Here is a 20,341-nt window from a genome sequence, read left to right on the forward strand (position 1 = left end):
TACGACTGGTCAAAGGAAATTGGTGGATTTGGCTGGCGGCATCAGCTTGCCGATTTGAATTCTCCAACAATTGGCGTGATCGCCCGCCAGCAAAGCGAGCTGCAAAAGGCTCTCGCCGGTATATCAGGCAGTCTGTCGGCAACAACAAGAGCACTCGAACTCAGCCAGCCCAGTTTTAGCGAACACATACAGGCGGCAATCGGTGGGTTTCCCTCCCTCGACCTTACGAACAAGCGTTTTGCGGCGCTTGCCGGTATCACCGATATTTACGGCGTCGGCGAATTGCATCGCCAGACAGTGGAAACCCTGCTGGGCGGATGGCACACAGCCTTTACCTTGCCAAAGGACTATTGGCGCGATTTCGAGTATCGGCGCAAGCTATACCGTGAGGCCGACGTCGATGAGGGATTGATCGAGGCCGAACCGGAAACAGCGGTTGAGATGGGCATCGCCAGCGGAGCAATCGTCGGTGAGATCATCGAAGAAGGCCGCTACGTTGTTGGCGAAACCGCGTCCGGTCTCTTGACACTCTCCACCTCAAATCTTGCGTCGGATATTTTCGAGCTGGTTGGAACTATCGAAACATCGCTCCGCGACCTGATTACAAAGAAGTTGAACGCTCTTGCCGGGCCTAAATGGTTCAAACAACGCGTGCCTGGCGCGCTCGTCGAAAAGGCAAAGGACACACGCCAGAAAGCTCTCAAAGCCGGTGAGCCGCCAGCCCCCTTGATTCAATTTCTCACACTTGGGGAATTGATGGAGATTGTGCTGAGAACCGATAATTGGGATGATCTGTTCGATCCTGTCTTCCGCAATCGAGAATGGTTCAAGCGTGATATTGAAGTGATCGGCGTCGCGCGTAATCCGAACGCACATTATCGTGCAAACGATAGCTTGCGGCTTACCGAAGCAATGATCGTATGGCAGCGGCTCAGCACATACATTGAAGATGATGGCCGGTGGCTGGACGATGCAGACGCAGATGAGTAGCGTGTCTATTATGCGGCAGAAAAATTCTTTGTAGGCGATGGTGCTGTGAGTGCTTTGGAGCTTGGAATAGCAGACAGTGCCACCGTCCGTCGCACCATCGCGAATGAAGGTGCGTCTATCGAGGGAGTTTCCCTTGAAGAGATTCCAGATTCTTCTGATTTGAAGGTTCAAATTGACTTGTCTATGCGGAATTCGCCGGACGACAGGTCAAAGATCATAAATCTGGTATTCGTCTTGCTGGGACTTGGCGCTATTTTGCTTTACAAAGAGACCGAATCGACTGATAATAAGCCTATGAAAAAGAAAGAAAATAAACAGAAGCCACAGCTTGATTACTTCGAGGATATTCCACAAGAACTTCTCGACGAAGAGCCTCTGACGTTTTTGAAAGCTCTATCGGAAAAAGCCAACGAGGCTATCAAGAAGGGTGAGGAGTCGCTCGCGAAGACACGCGCGCAACTTGCGAAAAGCCAAAAAGCTCTCAAGCGATAAGGTAGCACTGAATCCGTATGGCCAAGATTCCACCTCTCAAGGTTCCCGAAGAGTTTCGAGAAGCTGTCAGGGAAATTTTGGAGGCGGCGTCCGATGAAATTCCGGGCAAAGGGGTCACGAAAGGACTCTGGAGAAAAGCGCAAAAACACATATCCAGAGAGCAGAGGCGAGAGATCAAGAAGCTGCAAGCTGACATTGTGAAGCTTTACACGATCATCGACAGCCATGCGGAGGCCAGCAATCAAATTCGGGAAAACAACAAAGAGCTATTGGAAGACAAGAAACAGCTTAAGAAGACCATCTCTGATTTACAGAAGCGCCTTGGCGAGGCGGAGGCTGGGTTGAAAAAGAAGAACTGAGATAGCCTTCAGTCTGGATAAACTCGGCATACATTTCCTGAGAGAGCCTCGACTGGCCAAGGCCATGAATGAGCGGTAGATCAATGGCCACACAACAACTGTAGATAAAGCTATTGTGTGATTGAAAAAATCTGTGTTAAAATTCTATTGCTTGTGGATGAGTATAGCAGATTTGGTCTTTCGCGAATCACTGGAATAGTTACACATTCTCTTACACATAGCACTTAAAAAAGCTGATTTATTTATTAAATTCAAAGGCTTAAGGTTAGGTTATTCGGTCTCATAACCTGAAGGTCGCAGGTTCAAATCCTGCCCCCGCAACCAACTCAAAACTCCGCAAGGCCGATCCGGGCGCGGAGTTTTGCGTTGCTACGCCGCTGGCCGGGCTGCTCTCCTGATAACAAGAAGCTCCCTTTGCTGTAGGCCAAGCGAAATACCATGCGCGATTGCATCGCCTGCAATCTTCGCCATCGGCTTCGCAATGCAAAAACTGCAATGTCGTGCTAAGACATGTCGGTCGCCTGTGAACGAGCGGCCTGACCTGCGGGAGGGGCGATCCTTATGTTCGACGGTTTCGACGCGCTTCTTCTGGCGCGGATTCAGTTCGCGTTCACCGTCAGTTTTCACTTTATCTTCCCGGCCTTCTCGATCGGGCTGGCGAGCTATCTCGCCGTGCTCGAAGGGCTGTGGCTGAAGACCGGCAATCAGCGTTATCTCGACCTGTTCAAATACTGGTTGAAGATCTTCGCCGTCGCCTTCGCCATGGGCGTCGTTTCCGGCATCGTCATGTCCTATCAGTTCGGCACCAACTGGTCGGTCTTTTCCGATCTGGCCGGTCCGGTCATCGGGCCGCTGATGGCCTATGAGGTGCTCACCGCTTTCTTCCTCGAAGCCGGATTCCTCGGCGTGATGCTGTTCGGCATGAACAAGGTCGGGAAGAAGCTTCACTTCGCGGCGACGTTGATGGTCGCCGCAGGGACCTTTGTTTCGGCTTTCTGGATCCTTTCGGTCAACAGCTGGATGCAGACGCCGGTTGGCTATGAAATGGGCGAGAACGGGCAATTTCTGCCGGGAGACAGCTGGGTGACGATCATCTTCTCGCCCAGTTTTCCGTATCGCCTCGTGCATACGGTCATCGCCGCCTATCTGACCACGGCCTTCGTCGTCGGTGCGGTCGGCGCCTGGCATTTGCTCAAGGACAAGACGAACGCCCATGCGCGGACGATGTTCTCGATGGCGATGTGGATGGCCGCGCTCGTAGCGCCGGTGCAGCTCTTTGTGGGCGACCAGCACGGGCTCAATACGCTCGAGCATCAGCCCGCCAAGGTCATGGCGATGGAAGGGCATTATCACAGCTATCCCGATGGTGCGCCGCTCTATCTTTTCGGGATCCCGAACGACGCGGAGCAGCGGCTCGATTATGCGGTGGGCATCCCGCATCTCGGCTCGCTGATCCTCGAACACGATCCGAATGCGCCGATGGCCGGGCTCGACACCGTGCCCGATGCCGACCAGCCGCCGGTGTTCCTTCCCTTCTGGGCGTTCCGCGTCATGGTCGGGATCGGGCTGGCGATGATCGGCATCGGCCTGTGGAGCCTCGTCGCGCGATGGCGCAAGCGGCTCTACGATTCGCGCTTGCTGCACAAGGCGGCGATCGCGATGGGGCCGTCGGGTTTCGTCGCCGTGATCGCCGGCTGGATCGTAACCGAGGTCGGGCGGCAACCCTATACCGTCTACGGCCTTTTACGCACTGCCGACAGCGCCTCGCCGCTCGACGCCCCTGCCGTGGGCGCATCGCTGCTCGCCTTCATCATCGTCTATTTCGCCGTTTTCGGCATCGGGACCTGGTATATCCTGCGGCTGATGCGCCAGCCGCCACAGACCGGGGAAAAAGGCGTCGCGAGCACCGAGCGCGGCCCGGTCCGCACCGCGGGCATCACGCCCGGCCCGCACCAGAAGGACGCCCCGGCCTTCGAGCCTGATGACGGTCTGCATAAGGAGGGCGAGTGATGGACCTGTCGCTGATCTGGGCGCTGATCATCGCCTTCGCCGTCTTCGCCTATGTGGTGATGGACGGGTTCGATCTCGGCATCGGGATCCTGTTCATGAGCTTCGAGGTCGGCGACGATCGCGACCAGGCGATGAACGCGATCGCGCCTGTCTGGGACGGCAATGAGACGTGGCTCGTTCTCGGCGGCGGCGGGCTCTTCGCGGCCTTCCCGCTCGCCTATGCGATCGTCATGCCGGCGACCTATCCGCTGATCATCGCAATGCTGCTGGGGCTAGTCTTTCGCGGCGTGGCCTTCGAGTTTCGCTGGCGCGATCCCGGGCACCGCGCCTTCTGGGATTTCGCGTTCAGCGCCGGCAGCCTCGTCGCCGCCTTCACCCAGGGCATGATCCTCGGCGCGCTGCTGCAGGGGATCGAGGTGGTGGACCGGGGATATGCGGGAAGCTGGTTCGACTGGTTGACGCCTTACACTTTGCTCTGCGGCCTCGGCGTCGTCGCCGGCTATGTGCTGCTCGGCGCTACCTGGCTGATCGGCAAGACCGAGCATGGCACGCAGGACCGCGCCTATCGCGCGGCCAAGCGCTGGGCGGTGATCACGCTGGCGCTGATGGCGGCGGTAAGCCTTTATACGCCGTTCCTCGAGGCGCAATATTACAGCCGCTGGTTCGAGATGCCCTATATGCTGTTCGCCAGCCAGGTGCCGCTGCTTGTCGTGATCATCAGCTTCTTCCTGTTTCGAGGTCTCATGAAGCGGCATAGCTGGACGCCGTTCCTGGCCTCCCTCGCGCTGTTCCTGCTCGGCATGATCGGACTGGGCGTCAGCATGTACCCTTTCATCGTGCCCGATCAGGTCACGATCTGGGACGCGGCAGCGCCCGAACGCAGCCAGGTCTTCATGCTGATCGGCGTTGCGATCATCATGCCGGTGATCATCGCCTATACCGCCTGGGCCTATTGGGTCTTCCGCGGCAAGGTCGGGACCGAAGGCTATCACTGAGCAAACGCCCTCGCCCGGCCCGTTGCGAAAGCGCCTCGGCTGGTTCTTGCTGCTCTGGGCAGCCAGTGCGGCAACGATCGGCGCGGTCGCTTGGGTGATCCGGCTTTGGATTGCCTGATCTTCGCCTGCAGCCGGAGCGGAGGCGCAGATCATTTCCTCCGAAACCGCGAAAGCGTTTGACGTCCCTCGGGAGAATTTGCATGTGCCCCGAAAGGGATTGAGGTCGATGGATTTTTTCAAGCGCCGTGCGCGCAAACGCTACCTGCTCGAAGGATCCGAGGTGGTCGAAGAGCGGATACGCCGCCGGCTGGAAGAGCTGCAGGCAAAACTCGAAGAACGCGAAACCGCGCTCGACGAGCGGACGGCGAAATTACAGGCACAGGCCGAAAAGCAGAATCTTCGTTCGGCCGAGCTAGCGGAGCAGACTGAGCGGCAAAATGAGCGTGCCGCACAACTCGAGGCCAAGTCCGACAAGCTGGAAGAAAAGCGGCAGAATCTCGAAGCCAAGATCGAGAAGGCCGAGGCCAAGATCGAGAAGGCCGAGGCCAAGATCGAGAAGGCCGAGGAAAAACTCGCCAAGGCCGACGAAGCGCTCGCCAAGGCTGAAGCCAAGGCGGAGCAGCGGCGGAGGGAACTCACGGCGACGCTCGAGACGAAGCGCGACAACCTCGATGAGAAGATCGCGACCGCCGAGGACAAACTCCGGAAGATTCGAGAGCGTGAGGGCGAAGCCAACATCGCAATCGACGCCAAGGCCGCCGAACTGGAAGAAAAGCGCGCCGAACTTTTGCGGCTCTACGACGATATCCGTTTGCACAAACAGACGGGCGAAGTCCCCGACATTACGATCCCCGCTATCGGACCGCTAGGCGGCGGGTTTTCTGAACAGGATTTCGCCGCCGGTTTCGCCTCGCGCATCGATGCGGGCGAACCGAACGATGCCTTGGATTATCTCGTCGCAAACCTGCCGCAAATCTCGCGCAGCAACATGAACCGGATGGAGAAGCTCAATCATCTCCTCTATTCGAGCCTGCAACTCCAGCATGCGAATATCGCGAAACATGGTTGGGAAAAGCTGGTTCGCAAAAAGGACCAGGCGAAGCGGGCGTTCGAGGAATTCGATGTCGATCGCAACTCGACATTTCTCGATTTTGGCTGCGGCGCCCACGATCCGATTGCGCTCGCCGGCAATTTCTACATGAACGGCTTTAGTCGTGCGATCGCCTGCGACATCCTGGAACCGCGCAACCCGACCTATTCCGCGCTGTCGATGTACCAGATACTAGCTCACGCCAAACTGTTCCCGCAGCTATTCCAGTTGCCGCAGACCGACCCAACAACGTTCGAGGAGCGGTTCACGCAATTCGATTCGGAAGCCTTTGCCGACGGGCGATGGAACGAAGCGGTCGGCAAGCTGGACGGTAAGGTTGAGCACCATGTCTCCGACGTGGTCGAACTGCCTGTGGACGATGGCGAGCTCGGCTTCGTCGTGTCCCTCGCTGTGCTAGAGCACCTGACCGATCTTCACGGCGTAATGCAGTGGCTCTACAGGAAATCGAAGCGCGGTGCGGTGCAGTTCCACTTCATCGATATCGCCGACCATCGCAGCTATGGCGGCGATTCGGACTTTGACGCCTGGTCGTTCCTGACCGAGGACAATCCGCCGGACTGGATGAACCGGTTGCGCAAGTCGCAGCATATCGCCGCGATCGAGGAGGCCGGGTTCGAGATCGTCTCGCTGCGTGACACGCAGGAAGACATCCCGTCCGAGACGCGCAAGGCCTTCCTTGAGCCATGGGCATCGATGAGCGAAGAGGATCTGAAGACCACCAAGATGACCGTGATCTTCCGCAAGAATTGAGGCTCTGCGCTGGCGGTGCTTGCAATCCCGCCGTGCGGCTGATTGAACGGGACAATGGCCGAAACCGCCGCAGACCCAGCCGGATGGCGCTTTGCGATCGATCGCGGCGGGACATTCACCGATATCGTGGCCACCGCGCCCGATGGCACGGTTCATGTCGAAAAGCTGCTGTCTGACGATCCGGAACGCTATGACGATGCCGCGACCGAGGGCATTCGCCGGTTGATCGAACGCGAAGGCGGCGGTGCGGTCGAAAGTGTGAAGATGGGCACGACGGTCGCGACCAATGCACTGCTCGAACGCAAGGGCGAGCGGACGATGCTGGCGATCACGCGCGGGTATGGCGATGCCTTGCGGATCGGCTATCAGGCGCGGCCGGAGATTTTTGCGCGGCATATCGAACTGCCGAGCCAGCTCTACGAGCGGGTCGTCGAGATCGATGAGCGGGTCTGGGTCGATGGAACAGTCGAGACCGCGCTCGACATGGCCGCGGCACGGGAAGCTTTCCAATCGGCCTATGACGACGGCTTCCGTTCGATCGCGATCGTGCTGATGCATGGCTGGCAATTCACCGATCACGAAGCGCGGCTGGCCGCGATCGCGCGCGAAATCGGCTTCGCGCAGATTTCGGTGAGTCACGAAGTCGGACCGCTGATCAAGCTTGTCGGCCGGGGCGATACGACCGTGATCGACGCCTATCTCTCGCCCGTGCTCGACCGCTATATCGACAAGATGACGGGCGCGCTCGATGATCGCGCGCGGCTTCTTTTCATGCAGTCGAGCGGGGGGCTGGTCGACGCGCAGAAATTTCGCGGCAAGGATGCGATCCTCTCTGGCCCGGCAGGCGGTATTGTCGGCATGGTCAAGACGGCGGAGGAAGCCGGGTTCGACAAGATCATCGGCTTCGACATGGGCGGTACCTCCACCGATGTGTCGCATTTTGCCGGGAGCTTTGAGCGTACCAATGAAAGCGTGGTCGCAGGCGTTCGTGTCCGCGCGCCGATGCTGCAGATCCATACCGTGGCGGCGGGGGGCGGGTCGATCTGCGATTTCGACGGCAGCCGGTTTCGCGTCGGGCCGGACAGCGCGGGTGCGGTGCCCGGCCCCGCCTGCTACCGGCGCGGCGGCCCGCTGACGGTCACCGATTGCAACGTCATGCTCGGCAAGATCGACGCCGCGCATTTCCCGCATGTCTTCGGCGAAGCAGGCGACCAGCCGATCGACACCGAAATCGTGCGAGAAAAATTTGCCAAACTCGCCGAAGAGATTGAGGCCGAGACGGGCAACCGGATGACACCGGAGGACATCGCCAAGGGCTTTTTGCGCATCGCCGTCGACAATATGGCGAACGCGATCAAGAAAATCTCGATCGCGCGGGGTCACGATGTCTCGCGCTACACGTTGCAATGTTTCGGCGGGGCGGGCGGGCAGCATGCGTGCCTCGTCGCCGACGCGCTCGGCATGGAACGGGTGATGATCCATCCGCTCGCCGGCGTGCTCTCGGCGCATGGCATGGGGCTCGCCGACATGACCGTGCTGCGGCAGGAGACGTTCGGGAGACCCTTGGGCGAGGACGCCCAAGAGCGGCTGGATGCTTTGGCGCAGGACGCGCAGTCTGCGCTCGAAGAGCAGGGCGTTCCCCTCGATCGGATCGAAACGCATCGCCGCGCGGCGTTACGCTATGCGGGGAGCGACAGTACGCTCGAAATCGCAATCGAAGAAGCCGAGGCGATGCGCGGCGCGTTCGAAACGGAGCACAAGCGCCGCTTCGGCTATGCGGATGACGGCGCCGAAGTGATCGTCGAAACGCTGATCGTCGAGGGCATTGGTAAGTCTTCCCCGGCGCGAAGCGCGTCGGCCGAGGGGACGGGCGGAACGCATACACAACCGCTCCCCCTCAGCGCGGAAAGCCCCTCCGCCATTTCCGATGGAAATGGCACCTCCCCCGACGGCCTTCGGCCGGGGGTGGATCGGATTGTCGACCGCGCCTCGCTTACTCGCCGCGACACCGTCACCGGCCCCGCTCTCATCACCGAACAGACTGCCACCACCTTTGTCGAACCCGGCTGGCAGGCGGCGCTCGACGATCATGCCAACCTGATCCTGACCCGCGCCGAGGCACGACAGGCGGACCATGCCATCGGCACCGAAGTCGATCCCGTCGCGCTCGAAATCTTCAACAACCTGTTCATGGCGATTGCCGAGGAGATGGGCGTCGCGCTGCAAAGCACGGCGAGTTCGGTCAACATCAAGGAGCGGCTCGATTTCTCCTGCGCGCTGTTCGATCCGGAAGGGGCGCTGATCGCCAATGCGCCGCATATCCCCGTTCATCTCGGATCGATGGGCGACAGCATTCGCACGGTGATCGAGGCGCGGGGAAACGCGGCGGATGGGCGCGGCATCCGGCGCGGTGACGCCTATGTCCTCAACGCGCCCTATCGCGGCGGCACGCACCTTCCCGACATCACCGTGATCGTTCCCGTCTTCCATGAGGGCGAGGATGCGCCCGCCGCCTATGTCGCGGCGCGCGGGCATCATGCCGATATCGGCGGCATCGCGCCCGGATCGATGCCACCCGACAGCACTTCCATCGAGCAGGAAGGCGTGATGCTCGACAATGTGCTGATGGTCGATGAGGGGTACTTTCTCGAATCCGAGATGCGCGAACTGCTCGGCGCGGGCGATCATCCGGCACGCAATATCGATCGCAACATTTCCGATCTCAAGGCGCAGCTCGCCGCCTGCACGCGCGGCGCGGAGGAGCTCAATCGCATCGCTGGAGAGTATGGCCGCGATGTGGTCGCCGCCTATATGGAGCATGTCCTCGCCAATGCGGAGGAGGCGGTGCGGCGGCTCATCGCGAAGCTCGACGACGGCAACTTCACCTACGCGATGGACAACGGTGCGCAGGTTGCGGTGCGCATCGCCGTCGACCGTGAGAACCGCTCCGCGACGATAGATTTCACCGGCACCAGCGACCAGCAGCCCGACAATTTCAACGCGCCCTATTCGATCACGCGGGCCGCGACGCTCTATGTCGTGCGCACGCTGATCGACGATGTCATCCCGATGAACGACGGGTGTCTGCGCCCGATCGAGCTGATCGTCCCGGAGGGTTCGATGCTCCGCCCGGCCTGGCCCGCCGCCGTCGTCGCCGGCAATGTCGAGACGAGCCAGGTGGTGACCGATGCCCTGTTCGCTGCGACCGGCCGGCTCGCGCCGAGCGCCGGAACGATGAACAACTTCACCTTCGGCAACGATCGCCACCAATATTACGAGACCATCGCCGGCGGCTCCGGCGCGGGCCCCGACCATGACGGCACGAGCGCCGTGCAGACCCATATGACCAACAGCCGCCTGACCGATCCGGAAATCTTCGAGACGCGGTTACCGGTGCTGCTCGAAAGCTTTTCGATCCGGAAAGGCTCCGGCGGAACGGGAACGCATCATGGTGGAGACGGAACGGTGCGGCGCGTGCGGTTCCTGGAGGCGATGCGCGCCAACATGCTCGCCAACCGCCGCAAGATCGCGCCGCGTGGCATAGCGGGCGGCGGCGATGCGAAGCCGGGTGCGAACTACGTCCTGCGGACCGATGGAACGCGCGAAGACCTGCCCGCCACTGCGGCTGCCGAACTCGCTCCGGGCGATGTTTATGTTGTCGAAACGCCGGGCGGCGGCGGCTATGGGGAGGCAGACAAGTGAAGATACCCTCGTCATTCCTGCGGAGGCGGGAATCCATCGCCTGCCGTTGCATCAAGTGGCACAGCCAGGAGCAGGATCCCCGCCTTCGCGGGGATATCGGAAGTTGTTCTGCCCGGCGCTCCGCCCCATGAACGACTATCTCGTCCTTTCCGGCATCCTCGTCGTCATCATCGGCTTCGCGCTGAAGATGAACCCGTTGCTCGTCGTCACCGTCTCGGCGATCGTGACGGGCCTGCTCGGTCAATTGCCGCTGATCGAGGTGATCGAGGCGTTCGGCAAGGCGTTCAACGACAACCGCTATATCAGCGTCGTCTGGATCGTGCTGCCGGTGATCGGCCTGCTCGAACGCTATGGGCTGCAGCAGCGCGCCCGGACCATGATCGAGCGCATTCGCGGTGCGACGATGGGGCGGTTACTGCTGCTCTACCTTGCCTTCCGCCAGATCACCGCCGCGCTCGGCCTGACATCAGTCGCCGGCCCCGCGCAGACGGTGCGCCCGCTTGTCGCGCCGATGGCCGAGGCGGCGGCGGAAAAGACCCATGGCGAACTTGAAGAGGACGAGCGCCAGCAGGTGCTCGGCATGTCGGCGGCGACCGACAATGTCGGGCTGTTCTTCGGCGAGGACATCTTCGTTGCCATCGCCTCGATCCTGCTGATCCAGGGCGTGTTCCAGAGCTATGGCTATGAACTGACGCCGCTGCAGCTGTCGGTCTGGGCGATCCCGACCGCGATCTGCGCCTTCTTCATCCACGGTTCGCGACTGCTGCTGTTCGATCGCAGATTGCGGCGCCGGCCAAGGCTGCCTGCCAAATCGTCGCCGGAGCCGAGAGCATGATTACGCTCGGCTGGCTCTACGTCCTTGCAGGCATCGTCTTCACCGCCTTTGCGTTGATGAGCGCGATCGACCGGACCAATTCGAAGCGGTTCGGCAACGCGGCCTTTTGGGGCCTGCTGGCGTTCAGCTTCTTCTACGGCGACGCGCTCAGCGATCTCGGTAACGGAATTCTCGTGCTGGCGCTGGTCGCGATTGCGGGCTTCGGGATGCTGGGCCGGGGCCAACCGGTGACGACGAGCGATGGCCTGCGCGCGGAACTGGCGGCGAAGTTCGGCAACAAGCTGTTCCTGCCCGCGCTGCTGATCCCGATCACCGCCTTCGCCGGGACGATCCTCTACAACTATACCGCGTTCGGCGGGTCCGGCTTGTTCGAGGAACGTTGGGTCACGCTGATCCTGCTCGGCATTGGCGTGCTCGCCGCACTGGCGCTCGCCTGTATCTGGTTCCGCCCCCCGGCGCTGGCACCGGTCGAGGAGGGGCGGCGGCTGATGGATTCGATCGGCTGGGCCGCGGTGCTGCCGCAGATGCTCGCGGCGCTGGGCGCCGTGTTCGCGCTGGCCGGGGTCGGCGATGTGATCGGCCAGATCGCGGGCAATGTGATTCCGGAGGGCAATGTCTTTGTCGCCGTCCTCATCTACGCGCTCGGCATGGCGCTGTTCACGATGATCATGGGCAACGCCTTCGCCGCCTTCCCCGTTATGGCGGCGGCAATCGGCATTCCGGTGCTGGTACAGGGCTTCGGTGGCGATCCGGCGATCATCGGCGCAATAGGGATGCTCGCGGGATTCTGCGGCACGCTGATGACGCCGATGGCCGCCAACTTCAACATCGTCCCCGCTGCGCTGCTCGAGATGAAGAGCCAGTATGGCGTCATCCGGATGCAGATCTGGACGGCGATTCCCCTGCTCGCTTGCAATATCGCTCTGATTTATTGGTTGGCGTTCCGATGACCGATCTTACCCCCGCCCATGCCGACCGGTTCGCCCGCATCGCGCTGGGCCATGTCATGCGCGAATTTCCGCACAAGCTCGACCATGTGATGAACGGGCCGGAGGATGTGCGCGGGCCGAAGGAATTGCATCCGATCTTCCATGGCAGCTTCGACTGGCACAGCTGCGTCCATAGCTGGTGGATGATGCTGACGCTGCGGCGGCTGTTCCCCGACCGGCCCTTTGCCGCCGACGTCACCGCGCTCGCCGACTTTATGCTGACCGAGGACAAGGCGGCCGGCGAACTGGCCTATCTCGACCGCGCCTATTCCGGCGGTTTCGAGCGGCCCTATGGTTGGGCGTGGCTGCTGGCCCTGCATGGCGAGGCGGCGCGGCATCCGGACCGCGACTGGGCCGCCAACCTCGAGCCGCTGGCGCGCGAATTTGCCGAGCGGTTCAAGCTGTTCCTCCCGAAACAGGGCTATCCGATCCGCACCGGAACGCATTACAACACCGCCTTCGCGCTCGACCTCGCCCATGGCTGGGCCAGCGACCACGACTCCGCCTTGGCCGAGCTGATCGTCGAGCGGGCGGGTTTCTATTACGGCATGGACCGGGACTGCCAGGCATGGGAACCGGGGGGCGATGAATTCCTGTCCTCGGCGATGATCGAGGCGCTGGCGATGAAGGCGGTGATGGACGCGCCCGCCTTTCGCGGCTGGTTCGCCGATTTTCTCCCCCGGCTCGATATCGGTCAGCCCACGAGTCTGTTCACACCTGCCGTGCCGAGCGACCGCAGCGACGGGAAGATCGCGCATCTCGACGGGTTCAACCTGTGTCGTGCCTGGTGCTGGCGCGAGATTGCGGCGACGCTCGACGAGAATATGGCGGCGCAGGCGCGCGAGACCGCCGAGCGCCACCTCGCGGCGAGCCTGCCGCATGTCGAGGGCGACTATATGGGCGAACATTGGCTGGCGAGCTTTGCGGTGCTGGCGCTGCTCGCGCCGGGCGCAAACTAGCGGCGACCCCCAGCTTTTCGTCATTGCGAGGATCGCGAAGCAATCCAGGGCGTATCGCGCCACACTCTGGATTGCCGCGTCGCCTTCGGCTCGTCGCAATGACGGTTAGAGAGTCCAGTAACGGACATCGCCGAAATCACGGTCGCGCCAGATGCCCTTGAGATCGGCGACGGCGCCCCCTTCGTCCACCATTGCCGCAATCGCGTCGGCGTCCATCGCCCGATAATCCGCATGATCGACGGCGCAAAGGACGAGATCGTAGCGACCGGAGAGCGCGTCGGCATCGGGAGCGGTGCTGTAGATGCGCTCCGCTTCGCCGGTGTCCGCCAGCGGATCGTGCAGCGTTACGTCGAAACCGCGAGACCGGAGTCTAGTCACCACATCGAGCACCCGCGAATTGCGCAGGTCGGGCACGTCGCGCTTGAAGGTGAGGCCCATGACGAGGACGCGGCCGCTCTCCATCGCCAGCGCGTCGAGCATCGCATCCGTCGTCCATGCGCCCATTGCGTCGTTCACAGCGCGGCCGGACAGCACGATCTTGGGGTCATGACCCGCCGCCTGCGCCGCGTGCGCCAGGTAGAAGGGATCGACGCCGATACAATGGCCGCCGACAAGACCGGGTTTGAAATCGAGGAAATTCCATTTGGTGTTCGCCGCTTCGAGAACGTCCCAGATCGAGATATCCATCCGCGCGAAGATCTGCGTGATTTCGTTCATGAAGGCGACGTTGATGTCGCGCTGGGCGTTCTCGATCACCTTCGCGGCCTCGGCGGCGCGGATCGAGGCGGCGGGAAAGCAGCCTGCGGCGGTGACCTTGCCGTAGACGGCCATCAGGGCCTCGCGCACGTCCGCACTTTCTCCGGCGACAACCTTTACGATCCGGTCGATGCTGTGTTCGCGATCGCCGGGATTGATGCGTTCGGGTGAATAGCCGAGGCGGAAATGTGGTCCATGTTCGAGGCCCGAAGCGGCAGCCAGTTCGGGCCCGCAGACATCCTCGGTCACGCCCGGATAGACGGTACTTTCATAGCAGACGATGGCGCAGCGGCCGGGCGACAGCAGCTTGGCGACCGTGCGCGTCGCCGCGAGGACGGGATCGAGGTCCGGCCTGTTGTCCGCATCGACCGGAGTCGGGACCGTCACGATATAGACGTCCGCACCCGCGCAATCGGCAGGATCGGCGGTCAGTTCGAGCGCGCTTTCGCGCAACGCTTCGCCGTCGACCTCGTTCGTGCGGTCATGCCCCTCGCGCAACTCGGCGATCCGGCTCTCGTCGATATCGAGCCCGACGCAATCGAAATGCCGCGCCAGCGCGACGGCGAGCGGCAGGCCGACATAGCCGAGTCCGATCACGGCAATGCGGGTGTTCTCGTCGATGGCGGGGAGGGCGTTGTCGGTCATGATTGCACAGCGGTCTTTCGGGTTTCAGCGCCTCGCAGCATGGCCCCCGCTTGTCCAGCCGAAACACGCCGCGCGCATGACGGTTGACGCAAGCGTCAAGGCTGTCATCACAAGTCCCGACACGAAGGAGAAACCATCATGACCGACCCCCATAGCGGCCCGCTGGCCGGCATCCGTATTGTCGAGTTCGACGCGATCGGCCCGGTGCCGCTTGCCGGCATGATCCTCTCCGACCTTGGCGCGGAGATTGTCCGCATCGGGCGCCCCGGAATGACGGCGCGGGTCAACGCGGCGGGGAACGCGATCCTGATGCGGGGAAGGAAGACGACCGAACTCGATCTGAAAGACCCGGCGCAGCGCGACAAGGCGCTCGACCTTATCGCACAGGCCGATGCGGTGATGGAGGGGCAGCGCCCCGGCGTGATGGAGCGGCTCGGCCTCGGACCCGAAGACTGCCTCGCCCGCAATCCGAAGCTCGTTTACGGCCGGATGACGGGCTGGGGACAGGAGGGGCCGTTGTCGCAGAGCGCGGGCCACGATATCGACTATATCGCGATCACCGGCGCGCTCGGATCGATGGGTCGCAAGGGCCAGCCGCCCTTTCCGCCGCTCAACCTTGTCGGCGATTATGGTGGGGGGACGATGTTCCTGATCATGGGCATGCTCGCTGCGATCCTGTCGGCGAAGAATACCGGCAAGGGGCAGGTCGTCGACGCCGCAATGACCGACGGTGCGGCGATCCTGATGAGCATGTTCTATGCGTTTCACGATGTCGGAACATGGAAGGCCGAGCGCGAATCGAACCTGCTCGACGGCGGCATGCCCTTCTATCGCTGCTACGAGACGGCGGACGGCAAATATATGGCCGTCGGCTGTCTCGAACCGCAATTCTACGCCGAGTTTCTCGACAAGCTGGAATTGAACGCGGACGATTTTCCGCAGCACGATCCCGCCAACTGGCCGAAACAGGCCGAGGCGTTCGGCGCGAAATTCAAGAGCCGGTCGCGCGACGAATGGGCAGCCCATTTCGAGGGATCGGACGCCTGCGTCGCCGCTGTGCTCGATATTTCCGAAGCGCCGAAGCATCCGCACAATGTCGCCCGCAAGACGTTCGACGAGCATGACGGCGTGCTGCACCCGATGCCCGCGCCTCGCTTTTCGGAAACGCCGGCGAAGATCGGCGAGCGTGGGACGCTGACGATCGACGAGGCGCTGGCAGCCTGGGGCTAGCCTTCGCGGCTGAACGTCAGGCCGGCCCGCTCCTCCAGTCGCTTGATCAGTGGCGCGGCCATCAGCGCTGCCGGTGTCCAGATCCCGCCCTCGCTCTTCGGTAGGTCTTCGACGAGGCAGAGCGCGCTTTCGGCGATCATCTTCGATGTCGAGCCATAGCCGGGATCCATATCGCCCTTGACGCTGGCACGGACGCTTTCGCCGTCCTTCTCCGCGATGAAAAGCACATCGTAGAAGCCGTTTTCACGCTCCTCCTTCGTCGGCCCTTCGCCGGGTTTGGGCGCGTCGTCGCCGCCGAGCGGATTGGCCGAGGCGACGCCCCTGGCTGCCGCCTCGCCCGCATCGCCGGGGCCGGTCATCATCTTCTCGTCATAGGTGAAATCGCCGCCCCAGGGCTGGCCGAGCAGGAAGTTGCTGCGCAGTACGTTGCGCGTGTTGATCGCCGCCATGATGAACGGCGCCGTCCAGCTGCCGATATCGTCCTCATGGCTGATATCGTCGCCGCGCGGCTGTTCCGCACCCGAATGGCCGGGCGTCAGCGCGAACGGATCGACGAGCAGCTTGACCACCTCCGGATCCTGCGCTGCCGCAGCCATCGTGGCTTTGAGGCTGGCTGCCGTGCCGCCGGAGAACTTGCCTTCCATCGCCCGGACCCGGCCCCGAACGCGTGGGGCGGGCGCGCCGAACGCGTCCTTGGCCGCTTCCTCGACGAACCAGACGCCGCAATCGAAGGGGATGGAGTCGAAGCCGCAGGAGAAAACGATCCGCGCGCCGCTGTCCCTGGCCTGGTCGTGATATTTGTCGATCATCTGGCGCATCCATGCCGGCTCGCCGCACAGGTCGACATAGTCGGTGCCGGCCTTGGCGCACGCCGCGACAAGCGGCTCGCCATAGAGCTGGTACGGCCCCACCGTCGTGATCACGGCCTTGGTGCTTTCGGCCATTGCACCGATCGTTTCGGGCTTGTCGGCATCGGCGACGACGATCGGGGTATCGGCAGGCGCGCCGATCTCGTCGCGTACTTCCGCAAGCTTGGCCTCGTTGCGGCCCGCCATTGCCCATTTGATTCCGTCGGGCGCGGTCTTCGCCAGATATTCGGCGACGAGCCGGCCGGTGTAGCCGCTGGCCCCGTAAACGATGATGTCGAAGTCGCGGGTGTCGGTCATCGGTGCTCTCCTGTGATTTTGTTCGGCAGACTAGCGCAATCGGTGGCTTCCTGAAACGTAAAGCTGGGATGGAATCTTGTTTGTCAGACCTCGCTATCGCGAGGTCGCCGCACCAGCCCGCACCCCCTCCCGACCTCCCATGAGAGTAACCTTATTGGGAGGTCGGGAGGGGGTGCGGGCTGGTGCGGCGAAGTTCCGTAAGGAATTTGCTGACAAGCAAACGAAAGGACGCCGCGGTTGACCGCGACGCCCTTTCATCCCCTCCGACTGGTCTAGAAGCGGAAGCCGGCGGCGAGGCCGTAGCGGCGCGGCTCCAGCGTGAAGATGTTGGTGAACAGGCCCGAGCTCTGGTCGGTCAGATAGAGGCCGGTTTCCGAATCGTCGTTGAAGATGTTCTGCACGAAGGCGCGGACGAACCAGCGTTCGTCGGGCCCGTCGAGCTGGATCCGGGCGTTGACCTGCCAATAGCCGTCGACCCGGTTCACATCGCCGTTGAAGATGTTGCCGAAGCTTTCGCCCGTATAGGCGGCGTCGACGCGCGGCGTGATCGCCATGCCATTGCCGAATTCGGCGCGATACTGGACACCCGCCGACACCTTGAAGTCCGGCGCCTGGGGCAGCTCGTTGCCGCGGATGTTGACCGGGATGCCCTGGTCGATCCCCGGCGCCTGGCCGGCAAAGACCTGGATGCCGGGGAAGGCAGCCTGGGCGGCCGGGGAAGCGGCATAAACGCCGGCAAGGGCGCTGCAGACGCTGAAGGCGCCAAGCGTCGTGCCGAGCCCGCTATCGGCCGGGAACGTCGTCGGTCCCTGCAGGCCGGCCGCCGCGATCGGGCTGGTCGGGCTGGTATTCACGAAGGTCACGTAAGCTGCCGAATTGGCGAGGCTGCCCGAGGTCACGGCGCAGTTGAACGCGGCCGTGATGTCCTTGACGATCACGGCATTCGGATCGCCGCCCGAAGGATCGCGCTGGTTCACCAGGAAGCGGTCTTCGGAAACCTCGGTGTTCAGATAGCTGGCGCTGAAGTTGAACGTCCAGTGATCGTCCGGTGCCCATAGGGCTTCCAGCTCGAGACCCCAGATATCGGCGTCGACATTGTCGTTGACCGATGTCCGCGCCACGATCCGGCTCAGCTGCAGGTTGTTGTACATGTAGTAGAACGCCGTCGCATTCAGCGTCAGCGCGCCGTTCATCAACACGTTGCGCGAACCGAATTCGAAAGCGTTGATCGTTTCCGGCGAGAAGGTCGTCGGAACCGAGAAGACCGGCTGGATCGGCGGGTTGATGCCGCCCGACTTGTAGCCCCGCGAATAGGACAGGTAGATCGAATTATCCGGCGTATACTGCCAGTCGAGCACTGCACGGCCCGTTACTTCGGCGAAGTTGGCGCTGGTCTGCTGGAACGCTTCGCAGCCGGGGAACGACCCGAGTTGACCCAGCGGCGAGGGCGCCAGGCAGGGCGTCGTCGGATTTGCGTCGAATTGCGCGCCGAACGGCGTATCGAAGGCACTGGGCAGACCATGCGGAACGAGGAAGCTCGCCAGCGTCGAACGCGCGGTCAGGTCCTTTTCATCGATATTGTAGCGCAGGCCGCCGGTGAACTGCAGTTCGTCGGTGATGTCCCAATAGACTTCGCCGAATACGCCGTAGCTTTCGAGGCCGAATTCCTGCGAGGCGTTGCGGAAGAAAGGCGTGCCCAGATAGGACGGCGGCAGGCCGCCCGCGAAGCTGTTGAACGCGCCGAGAAGGCCCGAGATATAGTCGATCGCGAAGGCATTGACGTAATAGTCGGTGTTGCGCGCGTCGACATGGGCGTAAATCGCGCCGAGCAGGAAGTTGACCGGCCCGTCGAGATCGGTGTTCACGATCGCTTCGAACGACCAGCTTTGCGTGGACGATGTCGAACGGTCGAACGTGTTCGGCACCTGGCTGCAATAGCTGTTGCCGCCGAACGAACCGGTTCCCGTCAATTCGGTATCCGAAGTACAAAGCGGACCGTTCGGACCCTGCGGAATTAGTGCGTTGGAAACCGGTGCGAAATAGGCGGCCGAGCCCGGGACGAAGGCGGGCGCGGGCGGTGCAAGGCCGGTCGGTAGACCGTTGGCACCGTAAAAGGCGAGCGCGTTGAGCGCCGGCGCGAAGAAGCTCCGATCGAGCACGGCGAGGTTGTAATCCTGCCGCGAATCGACGCTGGTTTCCTGATAGGTCGCGGTGAAGGCGCCGGTGACGCCGCCGAAATCATGCTCGGCATGGGCCTGGAGCTGCAGTTCGTCGGTGAAATATTCCGGCGTGAACTGCGTGCTCACCTGGCGCGGATCGTTCGGCTCGACGAAGTTGGAATAGGGATCGGGGCCGTAGAGGCTTCCGAGGCCAAGTCCAAGCGCCGGAGAGATACCGTTGAGTGCGAGGAATTCGGTTGAGCCCAGCGTGCCGGTGAAGGTGGCGTTACCGTTGATAATATCAAAATCGCGGCGAGCATTGAGGCAGCCGAGGAAACCGGTGGGGTCGTTCTGGCAGGTCTGTTTCTGGATACGCAGACGATCATCGTTCTCGCGGAAATAATAGCCCATGAAATCGATGATCGAGTCCGGGCCCGGCTCGAAGCGAAGCGAGCCACGAAGGGCGTAGAGGTCGCGGCCATCGATGTCGTCGCCGTTGAACAGGTTGTCGGTATAGCCGTCGCGATTGACGTAGATGCCGGCACCGCGGAAGGCCCAGCTATCCCCGATCGGAATATTCAGCATGCCGCGGGCTTCGACGGCGTTGTAATTGCCATAGGAGGCCGAGAAATCGCCGGCGAACTCACCGAGGATTGGCCGGGCGGTGACGATGTTGACGACGCCCGAGGTCGCATTGCGGCCGAACAGCGTGCCCTGCGGGCCGCGTAGCACCTCGACGCGTTCCAGATCGAAATATTCGGTCTCAAACAAACGCGTGCCGAAAACCGGCGCCGAATTGACGTGAATGCCGGTTGCAGAATCGCAAGATACACCGACGCACAGATCGCCGATACCGCGAATGGTGAAGCTCGACGATGTGAAGTTGCTCTTCGTGAAGGTGACGTTCGGAAGCGTGAGCTGAAGATCGCTCGCATTTTCGATCTGCTGCGCTTCGAGCGCTTCGGCGTCGAAGGCCGTCACGGCAATCGGAACATCCTGCAGGCTCTGCGACTGGCGTTGCGCGGTAACGACAATCGGTGCGTTGCCAGTGGTCTGCGAAACGGCAGGCGTGGCCAGCATCGCGACAGTGGCGGATGCAAGGTACAGTTCGAATCTTTTCACGAAACAGTCTCCCCTCTCGATCCCCGTGAACGGGGTGGTTCTTTTGCCCCGTCATCGTTGAAATCGTGCGG

General features: G+C 62.0%; 15 protein-coding genes. 12 read left to right on the forward strand and 3 right to left on the reverse strand.

Features of this window, described 5'->3' with window-relative positions; translation table 11 throughout:
* From Q0139_RS13220 to Q0139_RS13270, 11 genes are all read left to right on the forward strand, one after another.
* The coding region (locus tag Q0139_RS13220) for a hypothetical protein (protein WP_298022845.1) at window positions 1-990 on the forward strand (990 nt) is incomplete at its 5' end.
* Between the two features lie 45 nt (window positions 991-1,035).
* Window positions 1,036-1,482 carry a hypothetical protein gene (locus Q0139_RS13225; RefSeq protein WP_298022848.1) on the forward strand — a complete coding sequence of 149 codons (447 nt, stop codon included), beginning with the start codon at window positions 1,036-1,038 and terminating at the stop codon, window positions 1,480-1,482.
* Window positions 1,483-1,499: 17 nt separating this feature from the next.
* Window positions 1,500-1,841, forward strand: coding sequence for a hypothetical protein (locus Q0139_RS13230; protein ID WP_298022851.1), 342 nt, complete (start codon window positions 1,500-1,502; stop codon window positions 1,839-1,841).
* Between the two features lie 561 nt (window positions 1,842-2,402).
* Complete coding sequence (locus Q0139_RS13235; RefSeq protein WP_298022854.1) at window positions 2,403-3,851, forward strand: cytochrome ubiquinol oxidase subunit I; 1,449 nt, start codon at window positions 2,403-2,405, stop codon at window positions 3,849-3,851.
* Entirely contained in the window at window positions 3,851-4,846 is a 996-nt protein-coding gene (cydB, locus tag Q0139_RS13240) for a cytochrome d ubiquinol oxidase subunit II (RefSeq protein ID WP_298022962.1), read from the forward strand. The genes Q0139_RS13235 and cydB overlap by 1 nt, the downstream gene beginning before the upstream one ends.
* A gap of 22 nt (window positions 4,847-4,868) precedes the next feature.
* Window positions 4,869-4,964, forward strand: a complete 96-nt coding sequence (locus Q0139_RS13245) for a DUF2474 family protein (protein WP_350136719.1) — start codon at window positions 4,869-4,871, stop codon at window positions 4,962-4,964.
* Between the two features lie 108 nt (window positions 4,965-5,072).
* Complete coding sequence (locus tag Q0139_RS13250) at window positions 5,073-6,707, forward strand: methyltransferase domain-containing protein (RefSeq protein WP_298022857.1); 1,635 nt, start codon at window positions 5,073-5,075, stop codon at window positions 6,705-6,707.
* A gap of 54 nt (window positions 6,708-6,761) precedes the next feature.
* On the forward strand, window positions 6,762-10,409 hold the full coding sequence (locus Q0139_RS13255) for a hydantoinase B/oxoprolinase family protein (RefSeq protein ID WP_298022860.1): 3,648 nt from the start codon (window positions 6,762-6,764) through the stop codon (window positions 10,407-10,409).
* A gap of 127 nt (window positions 10,410-10,536) precedes the next feature.
* The gene (locus Q0139_RS13260) at window positions 10,537-11,244 is read left to right on the forward strand and encodes a DUF969 domain-containing protein (RefSeq protein WP_298022863.1); all 708 of its coding nucleotides are present in this window, start codon (window positions 10,537-10,539) and stop codon (window positions 11,242-11,244) included.
* A complete protein-coding gene (locus Q0139_RS13265; protein WP_298022865.1) occupies window positions 11,241-12,194 on the forward strand; it encodes a DUF979 domain-containing protein in 954 nt (317 codons plus the stop codon). The genes Q0139_RS13260 and Q0139_RS13265 overlap by 4 nt, the downstream gene beginning before the upstream one ends.
* A complete protein-coding gene (locus Q0139_RS13270; protein ID WP_298022867.1) occupies window positions 12,191-13,192 on the forward strand; it encodes a DUF2891 domain-containing protein in 1,002 nt (333 codons plus the stop codon). Before Q0139_RS13265 ends, Q0139_RS13270 begins: the two co-directional genes overlap by 4 nt.
* A gap of 105 nt (window positions 13,193-13,297) precedes the next feature.
* On the opposite strand, the gene Q0139_RS13275 is transcribed toward Q0139_RS13270, so the two are convergent.
* Window positions 13,298-14,593 carry a nucleotide sugar dehydrogenase gene (locus Q0139_RS13275; protein ID WP_298022870.1) on the reverse strand — a complete coding sequence of 432 codons (1,296 nt, stop codon included), beginning with the start codon at window positions 14,591-14,593 and terminating at the stop codon, window positions 13,298-13,300.
* A gap of 138 nt (window positions 14,594-14,731) precedes the next feature.
* Between Q0139_RS13275 and Q0139_RS13280 the strand changes: the two genes are divergently transcribed.
* A complete protein-coding gene (locus tag Q0139_RS13280; RefSeq protein WP_298022873.1) occupies window positions 14,732-15,823 on the forward strand; it encodes a CaiB/BaiF CoA-transferase family protein in 1,092 nt (363 codons plus the stop codon).
* On the opposite strand, the gene Q0139_RS13285 is transcribed toward Q0139_RS13280, so the two are convergent.
* Together Q0139_RS13285 and Q0139_RS13290 are read right to left on the reverse strand one after the other, a co-directional pair.
* Complete coding sequence (locus tag Q0139_RS13285) at window positions 15,820-16,989, reverse strand: saccharopine dehydrogenase NADP-binding domain-containing protein (RefSeq protein WP_298022876.1); 1,170 nt, start codon at window positions 16,987-16,989, stop codon at window positions 15,820-15,822. The genes Q0139_RS13280 and Q0139_RS13285 overlap by 4 nt on opposite strands.
* A 272-nt stretch (window positions 16,990-17,261) precedes the next feature.
* Entirely contained in the window at window positions 17,262-20,228 is a 2,967-nt protein-coding gene (locus Q0139_RS13290) for a TonB-dependent receptor (RefSeq protein WP_298022968.1), read from the reverse strand.
* Window positions 20,229-20,341: the final 113 nt, after the last annotated feature.

The sequence above is a fragment of the uncultured Parasphingopyxis sp. genome, assembly GCF_937129435.1.
In the GTDB taxonomy this organism is placed as follows: Bacteria; Pseudomonadota; Alphaproteobacteria; order Sphingomonadales; family Sphingomonadaceae; genus Parasphingopyxis.